The following is a 12925-nucleotide window of genomic DNA, read 5'->3' on the forward strand; positions in this document are numbered from 1 at the left end:
AGGAAAGCTGGGCGACCAGCCTCCACACACGCGACAGGCTGCCGGCCCGGCGCTCACTCTGAGCGGCCTTTTGGGAGGCGGCGGATGGGCCTTCCGCCAACCTCGGCGAATTCGATAGCTGCATCAATTGCTTGAGATTGAGCGCTGATCGCTACCCACACTACGTCCCACGTTCATGGCTGTTTCTACGCCCGAACCGCTCCACGGGTGGAACTCTAGCTATAAAATATAGCTTGTGCTATAAAGCTTCACGAAGCGGTAACTTCGACGGGCGGCGGTGCCGGACATGGCGCATACTCGGGTCGGAACTGGAGGCACTGAGGACGGCCGCAAGCGCGCGCCGAAGGGCCACCTGCGCCGCCATCCCGACCGGATCAGCATTGAGCTGTCGTCCCTCGCCGGGCTGAGCCTCGACAAGATCGCGGCGCGCTTCAACGTCGGTCGCGACGCCATCGCCCGGCACATGAAGAGCCTGGACCCCGATTATAAGGCCGCGCTCTCGGCAGGCGTCCCGCTGGAGGAACTGGCCGAAGCGGCCGCCAAGAGCGGCATGGGCCTTATCCAGCACCTCGACGTGATGGTGAGCGGGTTGGCTCGCGCCCGCATCGAGGCAGCGGCGGCTCAGAACCACTCTGCCCACGCCATGCTCTCCAACGCTCTCACCAAGGCTCTGACGGAGAAGGCGCGGATCACGGGCGACCTGAAGTCCGTCCCGACGATCACCAACATCACGAACAACGTCGCCGTGCTGATGGCCTCGCCCATGATGCAGCGGCTGCAGACTATGCTGATGCAGCGGCTCGCCCCCTATCCGGAGGCCCTGGCGGCTGTCCTCGACGGCCTAGCCGAGCTGGATGGCGCCCAGGGCGGTAAGGGGAGCCAACAGCCGGCCCTTCCTCTCATGATTGAGGGGACGGCCCATGCAGCCTGAGACCAGCCTGTACGCCTCCCTGCGCGAGGCTCTGGAAACTGGGTGGCGTCGGAAGGCTCGGCCCGAGCAGCTTCCGCCCGCCGGTGACTGGGCGGTGTGGCTGATCCTGGCGGGCCGCGGCTTCGGGAAGACCCGCACCGGCGCGGAGTGGGTGAGCGAACTGGCGCAGTCCGGCACGGTCGGGCGCATCGCGCTTGTCGCCCCCACGGCTGCTGACGCCCGCGACACGATGATTGAGGGCGAGTCCGGCCTTCTCGCCATCGCCCCGAACCACTTCCGGCCGACCTACGAGCCGTCCAAGCGGCGCCTGACTTGGCCGAACGGTGCGATTGCGACCTCGTTCTCGGCAGAGGAGCCGGATCGTCTGCGCGGTCCCCAGCACGGAGCGGTTTGGGCGGACGAGCTTGGCGCCTGGATGAATGCACAGGCGGTTTGGGATCAGGTCCAGTTCGGCCTGCGGATCGGACGGAACCCACGGGCCTGCGTCACGACGACCCCGAAGCCGATCAAGCTGCTCAGCGACCTGATGGCCCGCGAGGGCAACGGCGTCGTGGTCACCCGGGGTCGGACGCGGGACAACGCGGCGAACCTCGCCCCCGGCTTCGTGGAGGCGATCGAGAACCGCTACGGCGGCACGCGCCTCGGTCGGCAGGAATTGGACGGCGAGTACCTGGCGGATGTGCCGGGGGCGCTTTGGCAGCGGGATTGGTTGGACGCGGATCGGGTCCCGGCAGCGCCGGAGCTGCGCCGGATCGTGGTCGCGGTCGATCCGGCGGTGACGAACACTGAGAACAGCGACGAGACCGGGATTGTGGTCGCCGGCCTCTCGAAGGACGGACACGCCTACATCCTGGCCGACCTGAGCGGGCGCTACGGTCCCCTGGACTGGGCCAAGAAGGCGGTGGCGGCTTACCAGCAGCACCAAGCTGACCGGATCGTGGCCGAGGTGAACAACGGCGGCGCGCTGGTCGAGGCGACGATCCGCATGGCCGATGACCGTGCGAGCTATCGTGAGGTGCGCGCGTCGCGGGGCAAGGCTGTCCGCGCCGAGCCGATCAGCGCCTTGTACGAGCAGCACAAGGTCCACCACGTCGGATCCTTCGCCAAGCTCGAAGACCAGATGTGCAGCTTCACGAGCGACTTCGATCGTTCGCGGGCTGGCTACTCGCCCGACCGGGTCGATGCGCTGGTGTGGGCGCTGTCCGACCTGATGCTCGACGCAAACAAGCCCCTCATCGTCACGCCCGAGCAGGCCGCGGCCTTTGCGGCTCCTGGTGTCGGCATGCGCTCCCGCGCCCGCGACCGCTACGGGAGCCTGCGCTGATGCCGATGACCTCAAAGCTCACGGTGAAGAACGGACCCCTCGACCCGTTCGCCCGGGCGGTGCTGCGAGAACTGAACAAGCGCGTCGCCATCGGCATCCCGGCGTCGAGCAAGCATCCCGCTGAGAAGGGCGAGGCGCCGATCTCGAACGCCGTGCTCGGCTATCTCTTCGAGCACGGTCAGCCTGAGAAGAACCTGCCCGCCCGCGCGCACCTCGTGCCAGGCGTAGAGAGCATCCGCGAGCAGGCCGCCGACCGGCTGCTCAAGGCTGCGAAGGCCGCTTTCCTGGGCGACCTCGACGCCCCGGAGAAGGCCCTCCACGCCATCGGGCTCATGGGTGTCGCGGCCGTCCAGCAGCAGATCACGGACGGGGCCTTCGCGCCTCTCGCCGAGCGCACGGTCAAGGCTCGGATCCGTCGCGGCCGCACCGGCACCAAGCCGCTGATCGACACGGGCGCCTACCGCCGGTCGTTCACCTACACCGTCATGAGCCGAAATATTCGAGAGTGAGAGACTGACTATGGGCTATCGCGTCTGCTTGTATTCCGCACAGTCTCTACTGATCGACGGCCGCCCGTGCCGCCGTTGGCCTGCCGCCGCCTACACCGGCATCGCGAATGATCAGCGGTACTTCGCCATCGTCCAGCCGGTGAACCTGATGTCCGCGTCCTGGGCGCCGGCCTCGGCTGTCACCGGCAACCCGGCGGACGGCGGCGTGATCGAGCTGCACGCGCCGACGGAGAAGCCCTCCGACGTGCCGCTGTCGAACTTCATTCCCTGGAACCCGCCGAACAACTGAAGGAGAGGCTGATGCCCGAAAGTCCCATGAAGTTTTGCGCCTCGATGACGAAGTGCAGCAAGGCCTACTCGGTCGGCGCGCCCGGCACGGTGAAGATCGCTCACGACAGCGCGCCGGTCGACGAGAGCAAGATCAACGGCATCCTCGCGTTTCTGTCGAGCAAGCTGTCGGAAGGCGACTTCGCGACCGTCACCGACATGCTGGACGACGTGATCGACAAGGCCGAGGACCTGAACCCGACCAAGCGCATGGCGGCGGACGCTCTGCCGGCCTCGACGCGCCGGATCGTGCGTCGGGCCATCCGCGCGCCGCTGCTCGGCTACGACGCCCGCCCGGCCAGCATGGGCATGGCGCTCGACGCGCAGCGCGAGGCTGAAGTGAAGGCCGTGCTCCCGAACCACGGCCGGCTGAAGGACGGCGGCTCCATCGGCTATGCGGCGCCGATCCCGCCGAAGCCCTCGCGGCCGCTCACGACCGCTACGCGCGCCGAAGTCGAGCGCGAGTTCCCGAACATGTTCAAGGGGCGCTGAGCATCATGCCGAAAGCAGTCCTCACCCTGATCCCGCCCGCCCGCACGCCCGAGCGGCAGCGGCTCGCCGACGCCATCACCGAGCGCGACCGCCGGCTGGCACTGGTCGCGGCCAAGCGCGCCGAGATCAAGGCCACCGACGAGGCTCGATATCCTCTCTACTCCCGCCAGTCCGACCTTGAGGAGGAAATCCGCAACCTCGGAGGCCTCGCAAGCCAGAACGATCGCCGGGATGCGCTGCTCCGCGGCGAGAGCTTCGCCGGCACCGGCAGGGCCGCGGAGGCCCGCGCCGAGTTGGCTGCCGTGAATGACGAAATCACGGCTTCCAAGAAGGTGTCGGCCGAGCTTCAGACCGACCTTCAGCTTCTAGAGACGCCGTGCACGCTATCCCAGATGGCCGTTGACGACGCGATCAAGGCGGTTCTCGACGCCGACCCGACGCGGGCGGCCGTCATCGCCGAGCTGCTAGACCTGCAGCACCGGGTGACAATGCTGCGGCGCGCGGCGAATGCCACCTACGGGCTGTGGGACCCCGGCGCCGGCTACTCGCCGAGCAGTTCGACGGCCCTGCCGTGCCCCTGGCAGGTTGTGCGCGACCGCCTCGCATCCGATCCCGACGCCCGGCTTCCCATGCCGGAGGACGTGTTCGCCGAGCCGCCGCCGCGCTCGGCAGCCTGATGCAGCGCGATCACCGGGACCTGTAGGGTCAGGTATCCCGGCCGCGCAGCTAGTGCGGGGCTTTTCGAGCCTTCACCCGCACGGCGCCCAGTCGCTGGTGGCGCTCCCAAAGTAACCGGCGGCAGACGGGACAAACAGCCGATGTTCCCGCACCCGACAAGGCCTCCGGCGCGCTCGACGTGCCGGGGGCGCCATCTGGGATCTGGCTATGTCCGAACTTTACCTCCGCAAGTGCCAAGTCGCCATCGAGGGCGGCCGCACCTGGACCTACGACGGCACCAAGCCTGACAGCGTTGCAGATGGCCGCACCGACGGCCCTGGCCTGCGGATCCGCTTCAGCACGCAACAGGGGGACGTGAGCACGCCGAACGTCCTGCGCGCAGATATCTTCAACGTGTCTCAGAGCAGCGTCGCTGCCACGCTGATGATCGGTAGGCCAATCACCCTGTCTGCCGGCTACGGCGACGGCCCGGTGCATGTCCTGTTCAAGGGGCAGATCCGGCAGGTCCGCGCGAACATGCGCGACGACGTGATGGACCCCGACAGCTATTTGGCGATCCTCGCGACAGACTCCGGGATCGCGCGGAACAACGCGATCGTCAACAAAACCCTATCCGCGGGGCACACTCACTACGATCGCCTTATGGTCTGCGCTGACGCCCTGGGTGGGCTCGGCGTGAAGATCGGCTATATCGACAAGGATGCGCTGACAAAAACCAAGTTTCCACGTGGCGCTGCTTTGTTCGGGATGGCGAAGGACTGGCTGCGGCAGACTTGTGCCGCGACTGCTACCTCTTGGTCTATTCAGAATGGGGTTTTTCAGGTTGTGGCCAACAATAAGGCCAAGCCTGGAGGAGCCATCGTTCTCACAGGACAGACCGGATTGATTGGACAGGCCGTCCAGACCATTGGCGGCATTGAGGGTCGCAGCCTTTTGAATGGCATGATCGTCCCGACCGCGACGGTCAAGATCGACAACAAATCAATCCAGCGGGCCGAGATAGATCCGAGCATCGCAGGGGAACCGAACAACCGCTTGCTCGCGCAGTACGGCGCGCTTTCGGCAGATGGAACCTACAAGGTTTTCTACGTCAATCACGAAGGAGATACGCGCGGCAACCCATTTTACACAAACTTCGTGGCGGTGACGACGGCGGAAGGTTCAGTGCCTCCGCAATATGCCTCGCGCGGAATAACGATGTCGAGCAATTGAGAGAAGCGCCGCTATGACAGAGCACGACAACCTCGACGAGAAGGTCTTTCACGGCGCCATGCTTGGCGCGCGTGCAGGTCTAGGCCTGTACGAAATCCAGGCGGACGACGAGATTTGTTCGCAAGTCGCCATGTCCGTGCTGACAGCCTTTGCTCTATCGGGCGGGCTGGAGCCTGAAAATCTGGAGCGACTTCGCGACATCGTTGTTCGTGCGGTCGAGACACGGAGGAATTGACGTGGAAGCCGAGTTCGAGATCGCCGGCAACCGCTATCGGTTCGACCGGATGTCAGCGCAGACGGAGACCCGCATCCTGCGCCGGTTCGCCCCCATGATCGCCGAGGCCGTGCCGCTCGTGCTGGTGCCTGGCCCGCGCATCGCGCTGCGCGCCAACATGGACGTGCAGAAGGTCATTCAGACCGTGTTCCGGGCCTGGGGCAGGCTGACCGACGACGACACGGACATGATCGAGCGCGCGAGCTGCGGAAGCCTATCGCGCGAGCACGGCGGCGCGTGGGTGCCGGTCTGGCCGAAGGGCGACCCAGAGCCGGCCTTCGCCGATATCGACGGCGCCGCGCTGGAGCACATGGTTGGCTACGCGCTCGGCTTCACGGTCAAGCGGTGGCTGGAGGGCGGCGGCGAGATGGTGCCGGCCGAGATCCGCGCCGTCATCGGCAAGCTGCACTGAGGGGGAACGATTATGGACGACTGGCTGAAATCCTTCTCCGTCGCGCTCGGCTTTCAGGTCGACACCGGCTCGCTCAACACGGCGAAGAAGTCGATTGCGGACTACGAGGCCGCCGTGAGGGCCGCCGAGAAGCGCATCGAGGATGCCCGGTGGGCCGGCGCCAAGACAGAGGAGGAGATCGCGAAGCTCACGCGCGAGACCAACCTCAAGGAGGCCAAGGAAGCGCTCGCCAACGCGCAGGCGATCGACAAGGCTGAAAGGGAGGCCGCGCAGAAGCGGGAGCAGCGCCACAAGGACTTCATGTCCAGCATGAGCAAGCTGGCGCTCGCGGCGACCGCGATGGCAACCGCCGTCAGCTACGCGGCGAACCGTGTCGCGCAGTCCTTCGACCATCTCGGCTTCGTGTCGCAGCGGACCGGTGCGTCCGTCCAGGCCCTCAACTCCCTGAGCTATGCCTTCAAGCAAGTGGGTGGCACGTCCGACCAGGCTATCTCCGCGGTCGAGAGCTTCACGAAGGCTCTGCGGGAGAACAGTGGCGTCAAGGGCTTCGTCGCCGGCCTTGGCGTAGACATGGCCAAGGACAAGACGGATCAGTTGCTCGATACCGTGCGGATCCTGCAGAAGCACGGATATGACGCGGGCTCTAGGGAAGCCGCATTGGCCGGCATCTCTGAAGAAAACTACGCCCTTCTGACGAAGTACATCGACCAGATCGACCGCTACCGGGCCGAGTACAACAAGCTCACGACCTCGCTGGGCGTCGATACCAAGCAGTCGACCGAAGCCTCTATGGGCTTCCAGCGCTCGCTCACGCGGTTGCAGGCCACGGCCTCGGCGCTGGGCGACAAGCTCATGGTCAGCCTTGCGCCAGCTCTGAAGGCCATCGTTGACCGCTTCCAAGAATGGATTGCCTCGAACCCTGAGAAGGTCGAGCGCGTGATGAACGACATCTCGAAAGCCCTTGTGTGGGTGGCCGAGAAGATCGGCGCCATGATCGAGAGCATCACTGGCAGCGACGGCGACGAGTTCGTGAAGCGGTGGGACGATATCGTCACGCGAACGGAGCGGTTTGCCGGGGCGGTCGAGCGAAGTGTCTTGGCCATCGAGAGGCTGCTCAAGATGACTGGCCTGCTCAACCGCGAGGCCGTGCCGGGCATGGGTAGCCTCGTCACGGGCTATCGGGATTGGGTTCACCGGACCTTCGGCAATGAGGCCGGGACGCCTGGTGTCGTCGTCACACCTGGCGCGAAGCCGGGGCCCGTCGAGGACAAGCGCACTTGGTACGAGCGCAACGCGCCGACGATCCTTGGCGGCAAGCCGGACCCGAATGCCCCTGCGGGTACCCGCGGCGGCGTCTACGGCCGTGTGCGTCACGCTCTAGGAGCCAGATCAGCAGGCGCACAGCCTGGAGATGGGGTGGAGACGCCGAACCAAGACGGCATGGTGACTGTACGCGGGCACCGCTATCGCGCTGGCGCAGGCACTAATGAAGGTCGAGCTCGTGTCGCCTCGTGGCTCGATTTTGCGCAACGCGATGTAGACAAGGGCGGCCTCGGGCTTCAGCCGGACAAGGCGCGGGCTGTCGTGGCTGGGCTTCAGGGCGAGTCACATGCCGACTTGCGGCCTTGGTCCATAGGGGATCACCGGAACGGCGTACCAACCGCCTTCGGAACCGCTCAGTGGCGCCTCGACCGAGCCGAGGGGCTTCGGCGAACCGCGGCTGAAATGGGCACTTCGTGGAACGACATCAAAGCGCAGCAAGCTTGGATGCGCAAAGAGATGGTCGAGGGTCGCTACCGCGGCGTCTACGAGTCCATCAAAGGGGCGGCCAACGGCGAAGCGGCGTTGCGCGAGTACATCAACCGGTACGAGAACCCGGCCGACCATGCCGGAGCCTACGCTTTCCGCAAGCCTTATCTAGACACGCTCCGTCGGCAGGCTGGCAAGGTGCCCGTCATTCCTGAGCGGGCAGCGCAGTCCGCAATTCAGGTTACGGCTCCGAAGATTGAGGTGCGGGGCGGTGGTGGTGCCAGTGCGGCCCCGGTCATCAACGTGCCCGGCGTACCGCGCATGATGCAGATGCCGAACTTCGACGTGAACGCGCTTACCCGGCCGGATCCCTCGCTGTCTCCCGCGGTTCAGAACTCAATCCAGAACAGCACGACGAGCAAGGCAATCAGTCAGACGTTCAACAACAACACGACGATCCACGAAGCCCGGAACGTCCGTGAGGCTGGGCGGATGATGGAGAGCACGTTCGGCCGGATGCACAATCTGGCCTTGGAGAACGCGCAGTCGGCCGTCGCCTAGTCAGTCAGCAGTCGGGTGGAGCGATCCGCGGCCGCAGCGATGCCAAGCGTATTGCTTCTCCGACTGCCCATACCGACCGAAGCAGTAGCCGCCGCTGGCGGGCCGTGCGCTGAGATCCGTCCGGCTCTGACACGCCTTGCGTGCCTCGGCACTGTCGGGATCGGACGCACCTTGGCAGTGCAGGTTGGCGTCGAAGAACGCGTCCTCGAGCTGGCGCGGCGTTGGGGCCGCGCTTGCCGGCGTTGCAGCGGCTAGGATCACAGCGGCGGCGAGGGCGTAGCGCATCCCGGCAGGATAGCCTTCGATAGTTTGTTTGCGGGCTAAGATGCTACCGAACATAATCTTTCAGCGCGCCTTCCATTCGGCATTGTTTGCTAGGTTTACCGCATGCTGGGTTTGCTCATCCGGATCCGCGTCGCCTGCAAAATTGAGAACGATCTCCGCGTGCCATGGGTTTGTAGGCGTCACCACCCCCACAACGGTTCGGTTCATTTCGCATGCGGCAGATCGAGTAACAACCGCCCATCCTTGCAGACTTTGCCCCACTCTCTCCTCGTCGTGCGTCTTTATCAAAGCGCCCACATCGCCAATTGATAACCTATCGACAGAAAGCTCCCGAACGCCGTCTCGCTCACGGAAAACTTTGGGCGGGATAGTTCCCTTCGCGGCGCTCTTTGCTTTCTTGCTATCGAATATCGCGCGCCCCAGAAGTTCATCCGTGTCAATCTCAGGGTTTATATCACTCATGCGCTTAGCAGCTGATCAATCGAATACGTAAGATGCTTCTTCCAGTTTTTGCCCGCGCGGCTATATCGTCCCCGCCAATGCTCTTCTGGATCATCACCAAACAACGCTAATGATCCATCTGCGCGAACGGCGACTAGCAGAGCCCTTTTGTTTTGCTTAAAAAATAAATCGACGCCGCCCTTATCGTCATGTTCAACCGAGGGATCTGGCGCACCTAGATCCGAGCAAATTCTCAAAATATCAATTGATCTAGCAATCACCGCTTCCCCTGGCGCGGGGACATCTTCAGCGGCAGCGTCTTCAGCTAAATCTTTGAGAGACTCTGAGGCTTCATCGAACCAATCTATGCGCGGCTTGCTCATATGTGTTTCTGTGCCGGTTGCCGGCATCAATGATGTCGGAGCTGATGCGCTGCCACTGGACAATGATTGATAGAACGCAACGATCTGCCGCATCTGCGAGAAAGTTCCAGCCGGAGCAATTTCAAGGCGCGTGCCGCCCATTGTAGTTGCGCTGGTGGGATTTGTCGCGGTCGATAATTTCACAGGCGGAGGCGCAGCATAACGCACAGTTGGCGCAGGCATCATGAATGGCGTTGTTCCTGCAATTGCGGACACGCCAGCAAGTGCCGCCCTTTTAACGGTCTGTGGACGTTTCATTTCAACACCGGCTATTTCATGAAATCGTCTGGCAGAGAAGATACTGCGGCAGCAATGTCTGGAATTCGATAAAGTCTCCGAAGATGTTCTGGCATTTGAGATAGCTGCTGCATAATCGCCGAAGCTAATCCCATTGCGTGATCAGGCCTCATGCTAACAGCGCACTCCGCCATTCTGTAAGTGTCTAATTCAAATTCAGGGGGTGATATGGGGCGAATTCCATTCCCAATTTCTTCAACGCGGGTTTTGTCGGAAACAACGCTTGAGAAATTACTTGTGAACGTGACTTGTACTAATGCGCCAATATCGTCGGCCTTAGTGACGACCACTACACCATCCGCATGATTTGAGCGAAAATCACCCGCCTCCTTATACTGCGTCTTTATTGTTCGCTGTCGAGGCTGCATGGGTTGGCTTTTCTCGGCCATAACGCTGTCTCCGCCAAATGTTGAACAGATCGCCCAGGCAGGGAGATGCAATTGCCGTCACTCTACCTTGCAATCTTTGATTGCCGTCATGCTAGAGGCGCCGCGCCTTCAAGGCCTCTTCGACTAGCCTGCGAATGGCTTCCGATCGCTTCAACCCCTCACGCTCGCCATAGGCTTCGAGCTGCGCCAGCAGGTCCGGCGGCGCACGGAAGCCAACCAGCGGATCACGCCCGGTGGCAGGTCGGCCGCGCTTTTTCGGTTCAACCGGAATTGACATCAGCATACTTTTCGGTTTAACCCAAAAGCGGGCCGAACGGAAGGGTGCAGCCTCCCATCCGGCCCTGACCCCACCACTCTGTTGAGGAGAGCGGCATGGCTACCCACGTCCATAGCACACGCACGCCCTTATTACGCCCGTCCGATCGCCCGCAGCCCTTATTAGGCCTGGGGCTCGGCCGGCAGTCGGGCCCCGTCACCATCGCCATCGCGGCCATGCGCGCCGCGGATCCAGATCTGGAGCGGCAACGCCTCTGCGACCTGCGCCGTCGGATTGCCGACCGGATCGAGGCAGACCTCGCCTTATTAGATGCGCTCGACGGCGACGCGGACCTGGAGGACGTCGACGTGGACCTTGAAGATGGCCACGACGCCGAGGGCAACAGCGACGATAACGGCATCGCCGACCTCGAAGCTGCGGCCGAGCAGGGCTTTCCGGGCTACGGGAGGTGCGTATGACCGCCACCCGAACCCCGACCGAGCTTGCGGCTTGGAACGAGGAATTAGGCAAGCGCTATCGCGAGTGCGAGAGCGATATCTGCGACCTACGGCTTCGCGGCATCGTCCTCGAAGCGTTCTTCTCTGAGACCATCAGGGAGACGGAGGGGGCGCCGAAGTTCGGCAAGAACGTCACGATCATCCTGACCCGGGAGCAGATCGAGGCTTTGGATTTCCTGATCAGCCAGCAGCAGACGCAGGTCCTGAGCCTGCACCGCCGTTTCTATGCCGACGTGGAGGGCGAGCAATGACCGCCTCCACCCGCCGCGCCGCTCTCGGTGCCATCCTCGCGGCTCCGCTGACCTCTGTGCCGGCCGTCGCCGCAGACCCGCATGTCGCGCGTGAGGCCACGGCCCGCGCGCTCTATCAGCGCCACAGGGAAATCGAATGGGGTTGGGGCACGCCCAATCATTCGGCTGCGGATTGGGCTGCCTGCGAAGCTCATGCCGCTGTCATGGACTTCGCCAGTGAGGCTTGCGAGATGCCAGTGCCGACGACCCTTGCTGGCCTTGGCATCCTCGCACTGACGATCGCTCTCTCAGAGGAGCACGCCTACAACGAACGGCAACACATGGATCAGGACGAGCGCATGTTCGTCGCGCTCGTTCAAGCAGTGCTGTCGGTGGCTGGCGTGACGATGCCGGCCAACTACCGGGGCGCGATCTACCGGCCTGGGGAGGATGAGGCATGCGCTTGATCTACGCCTTCCTCGCGGTCCGGATGCTCCGGCTCGCCCGCTTCGATCTGTTCCGGCACGAGCTGCTGATGGCCGACGCAGACGCGGCTCTGGCCCGTTCGCGGGATCGAGTGCGGGTCGCCGAGGCCCTGGCCGCGCGGGCGGATCTGCCGCCACGGGCACTGCTGCGGTGACCACGGGTGGGGGACCGATCCCCCACCTTCGAGGTCGATCCGGCGGGCAAATGCGAAACGGTTTCGCTTTTGGAGTGGCCAACTTGTCCACTCCTCGAAAACGGAAACGGTTTCCGTTTTGCCGAGCACCCACGCCCGCCGCGACAGCTGAGGGGCATATCTGCGAGCGAGCGTGGATGGCCAACGAGACGGTCGAGAACTCGCCGACAGGTTGAGGGCTAGCCCGCCCGCCTTGCCAAAATATGACCGCCGGTCGCTCGCCGAGTGCGGGCCGATCAATCCGCAGCCGTTCGCAGCAATACTTCAAGATCCGCGTCAATCTCGTGGGTTGAGGTGTGGGTAGGACGCGCAAACTCGGAGTTAAGTTACTGATGTTAAACGATGAAAATTTGGCGGTGGGCGGACCCCCTCTCCGCCAGTCACTGAATGACGCGCCATAGATTCCAACCTTCGCGCAAGTTTCGTGCCCGGACCTCGGCATATCTTGGCACGGCTTCAAGAGCGCCTTTGAAAAGGCAGCGCGTTCGAGCCCAGCCCTGAGGTCGCTCCCAGTGTCGGGCTCAATGTCCCGACCCGTCGTCTGGATCGGGCTCAGCCAGCCTCTGCGCGTCGCCTTCGAGAGAATGGCGAGGGGACGAAGCCGCTGAAGCACCCGATCCGAGGCGCCATCGTGCTGGCGTATTCCTCCTTCGCCTTCGACGGCCGCCCCGACCTACGCCTGATCGTCTCCAACCCGGTTGAGCCGTCGGTCACAGCCCGCGTACGTGAAGACATCGGCGGGCGCGCCAGCTTGGACGATCGCGTCCCTCCGGTTTCGAGAACAGCATGACTTCGCCTCGCCCTCCGGGTTGGGTCGCGTGCGGATGGGCCGCCAGGAGTGGATCCCAGTCGGTCCGCTCCACAGCGACAGGGCTTCGGGGCGGACGCTGCGCCCAGCCCGGCGAGCTCGCGGAGATCCCTTTCCGCCGCCTGACGTCC

General features: G+C 63.9%; 18 protein-coding genes. 14 read left to right on the forward strand and 4 right to left on the reverse strand.

Going from position 1 to position 12925, the window contains the following annotated elements:
* Positions 1–286 precede the first annotated feature (286 nt).
* From ACLBYE_RS11825 to ACLBYE_RS11870, 10 genes are all read left to right on the forward strand, one after another.
* Positions 287–931, forward strand: coding sequence for a hypothetical protein (locus tag ACLBYE_RS11825; protein WP_447694343.1), 645 nt, complete (start codon positions 287–289; stop codon positions 929–931).
* A complete protein-coding gene (locus ACLBYE_RS11830; RefSeq protein ID WP_447694344.1) occupies positions 921–2255 on the forward strand; it encodes a DNA-packaging protein in 1335 nt (444 codons plus the stop codon). Before ACLBYE_RS11825 ends, ACLBYE_RS11830 begins: the two co-directional genes overlap by 11 nt.
* Positions 2255–2764, forward strand: coding sequence for a hypothetical protein (locus ACLBYE_RS11835; RefSeq protein WP_447694345.1), 510 nt, complete (start codon positions 2255–2257; stop codon positions 2762–2764). The genes ACLBYE_RS11830 and ACLBYE_RS11835 overlap by 1 nt, the downstream gene beginning before the upstream one ends.
* A 10-nt stretch (positions 2765–2774) precedes the next feature.
* Positions 2775–3053, forward strand: coding sequence for a hypothetical protein (locus ACLBYE_RS11840; RefSeq protein WP_447694346.1), 279 nt, complete (start codon positions 2775–2777; stop codon positions 3051–3053).
* A gap of 11 nt (positions 3054–3064) precedes the next feature.
* Positions 3065–3583 (forward strand): hypothetical protein, encoded by a 519-nt coding sequence (locus ACLBYE_RS11845; protein ID WP_447694347.1) that lies wholly within the window; start codon positions 3065–3067, stop codon positions 3581–3583.
* 5 nt (positions 3584–3588) lie between these two features.
* Positions 3589–4260 carry a hypothetical protein gene (locus ACLBYE_RS11850; RefSeq protein WP_447694348.1) on the forward strand — a complete coding sequence of 224 codons (672 nt, stop codon included), beginning with the start codon at positions 3589–3591 and terminating at the stop codon, positions 4258–4260.
* Between the two features lie 208 nt (positions 4261–4468).
* Entirely contained in the window at positions 4469–5473 is a 1005-nt protein-coding gene (locus tag ACLBYE_RS11855) for a hypothetical protein (RefSeq protein WP_447694349.1), read from the forward strand.
* A gap of 13 nt (positions 5474–5486) precedes the next feature.
* Positions 5487–5708, forward strand: a complete 222-nt coding sequence (locus ACLBYE_RS11860; RefSeq protein WP_447694350.1) for a hypothetical protein — start codon at positions 5487–5489, stop codon at positions 5706–5708.
* A gap of 1 nt (position 5709) precedes the next feature.
* A complete protein-coding gene (locus ACLBYE_RS11865; protein ID WP_447694351.1) occupies positions 5710–6159 on the forward strand; it encodes a hypothetical protein in 450 nt (149 codons plus the stop codon).
* A 12-nt stretch (positions 6160–6171) separates the two neighbouring features.
* On the forward strand, positions 6172–8469 hold the full coding sequence (locus tag ACLBYE_RS11870; protein WP_447694352.1) for a phage tail tip lysozyme: 2298 nt from the start codon (positions 6172–6174) through the stop codon (positions 8467–8469).
* Between the two features lie 345 nt (positions 8470–8814).
* Here the strand turns inward: ACLBYE_RS11870 and ACLBYE_RS11875 are convergent, their stop codons facing one another.
* The 4 genes from ACLBYE_RS11875 to ACLBYE_RS11890 all read right to left on the reverse strand — a co-directional run bounded on the left by ACLBYE_RS11875 (position 8815) and on the right by ACLBYE_RS11890 (position 10580).
* Positions 8815–9216, reverse strand: coding sequence for a hypothetical protein (locus ACLBYE_RS11875; protein ID WP_447694353.1), 402 nt, complete (start codon positions 9214–9216; stop codon positions 8815–8817).
* The gene (locus ACLBYE_RS11880) at positions 9213–9875 is read right to left on the reverse strand and encodes a hypothetical protein (protein WP_447694354.1); all 663 of its coding nucleotides are present in this window, start codon (positions 9873–9875) and stop codon (positions 9213–9215) included. Before ACLBYE_RS11880 ends, ACLBYE_RS11875 begins: the two co-directional genes overlap by 4 nt.
* Positions 9876–9886: 11 nt before the next feature.
* Positions 9887–10303, reverse strand: a complete 417-nt coding sequence (locus ACLBYE_RS11885; RefSeq protein WP_447694355.1) for a hypothetical protein — start codon at positions 10301–10303, stop codon at positions 9887–9889.
* 91 nt (positions 10304–10394) lie between these two features.
* Positions 10395–10580: a ribbon-helix-helix protein, CopG family gene (locus ACLBYE_RS11890; RefSeq protein WP_447694356.1), complete on the reverse strand. Its 186-nt coding sequence runs from the start codon at positions 10578–10580 to the stop codon at positions 10395–10397.
* A 95-nt stretch (positions 10581–10675) separates the two neighbouring features.
* Here ACLBYE_RS11890 and ACLBYE_RS11895 point away from each other — a divergent pair, with 95 nt between their 5' ends.
* The 4 genes from ACLBYE_RS11895 to ACLBYE_RS11910 are packed head-to-tail and all read left to right on the forward strand — an operon-like array spanning position 10676 to position 11947.
* Positions 10676–11038: a hypothetical protein gene (locus ACLBYE_RS11895; protein ID WP_447694357.1), complete on the forward strand. Its 363-nt coding sequence runs from the start codon at positions 10676–10678 to the stop codon at positions 11036–11038.
* Positions 11035–11328, forward strand: a complete 294-nt coding sequence (locus ACLBYE_RS11900; RefSeq protein WP_447694358.1) for a hypothetical protein — start codon at positions 11035–11037, stop codon at positions 11326–11328. The genes ACLBYE_RS11895 and ACLBYE_RS11900 overlap by 4 nt, the downstream gene beginning before the upstream one ends.
* On the forward strand, positions 11325–11774 hold the full coding sequence (locus ACLBYE_RS11905) for a hypothetical protein (protein WP_447694359.1): 450 nt from the start codon (positions 11325–11327) through the stop codon (positions 11772–11774). Before ACLBYE_RS11900 ends, ACLBYE_RS11905 begins: the two co-directional genes overlap by 4 nt.
* Positions 11765–11947, forward strand: a complete 183-nt coding sequence (locus ACLBYE_RS11910; RefSeq protein ID WP_447694360.1) for a hypothetical protein — start codon at positions 11765–11767, stop codon at positions 11945–11947. Before ACLBYE_RS11905 ends, ACLBYE_RS11910 begins: the two co-directional genes overlap by 10 nt.
* Positions 11948–12925: the final 978 nt, after the last annotated feature.

The sequence above is a fragment of the Methylobacterium sp. A52T genome (assembly GCF_053346095.1).

Bases quoted from the DNA above. Each gene is read 5' to 3' on its own strand.
- ACLBYE_RS11835 (WP_447694345.1), top strand. From the start codon at position 2,255: ATGCCGATGACCTCAAAGCTCACGGTGAAGAACGGACCCCTCGACCCG.
- ACLBYE_RS11840 (WP_447694346.1), top strand. From the start codon at position 2,775: ATGGGCTATCGCGTCTGCTTGTATTCCGCACAGTCTCTACTGATCGAC.
- ACLBYE_RS11850 (WP_447694348.1), top strand. From the start codon at position 3,589: ATGCCGAAAGCAGTCCTCACCCTGATCCCGCCCGCCCGCACGCCCGAG.
- ACLBYE_RS11870 (WP_447694352.1), top strand. From the start codon at position 6,172: ATGGACGACTGGCTGAAATCCTTCTCCGTCGCGCTCGGCTTTCAGGTC.
- ACLBYE_RS11860 (WP_447694350.1), top strand. From the start codon at position 5,487: ATGACAGAGCACGACAACCTCGACGAGAAGGTCTTTCACGGCGCCATG.
- ACLBYE_RS11855 (WP_447694349.1), top strand. From the start codon at position 4,469: ATGTCCGAACTTTACCTCCGCAAGTGCCAAGTCGCCATCGAGGGCGGC.
- ACLBYE_RS11830 (WP_447694344.1), top strand. From the start codon at position 921: ATGCAGCCTGAGACCAGCCTGTACGCCTCCCTGCGCGAGGCTCTGGAA.
- ACLBYE_RS11900 (WP_447694358.1), top strand. From the start codon at position 11,035: ATGACCGCCACCCGAACCCCGACCGAGCTTGCGGCTTGGAACGAGGAA.
- ACLBYE_RS11890 (WP_447694356.1), bottom strand. From the start codon at position 10,580: ATGTCAATTCCGGTTGAACCGAAAAAGCGCGGCCGACCTGCCACCGGG.
- ACLBYE_RS11845 (WP_447694347.1), top strand. From the start codon at position 3,065: ATGCCCGAAAGTCCCATGAAGTTTTGCGCCTCGATGACGAAGTGCAGC.
- ACLBYE_RS11885 (WP_447694355.1), bottom strand. From the start codon at position 10,303: ATGGCCGAGAAAAGCCAACCCATGCAGCCTCGACAGCGAACAATAAAG.
- ACLBYE_RS11895 (WP_447694357.1), top strand. From the start codon at position 10,676: ATGGCTACCCACGTCCATAGCACACGCACGCCCTTATTACGCCCGTCC.
- ACLBYE_RS11910 (WP_447694360.1), top strand. From the start codon at position 11,765: ATGCGCTTGATCTACGCCTTCCTCGCGGTCCGGATGCTCCGGCTCGCC.
- ACLBYE_RS11875 (WP_447694353.1), bottom strand. From the start codon at position 9,216: ATGAGTGATATAAACCCTGAGATTGACACGGATGAACTTCTGGGGCGC.
- ACLBYE_RS11825 (WP_447694343.1), top strand. From the start codon at position 287: ATGGCGCATACTCGGGTCGGAACTGGAGGCACTGAGGACGGCCGCAAG.
- ACLBYE_RS11880 (WP_447694354.1), bottom strand. From the start codon at position 9,875: ATGAAACGTCCACAGACCGTTAAAAGGGCGGCACTTGCTGGCGTGTCC.
- ACLBYE_RS11905 (WP_447694359.1), top strand. From the start codon at position 11,325: ATGACCGCCTCCACCCGCCGCGCCGCTCTCGGTGCCATCCTCGCGGCT.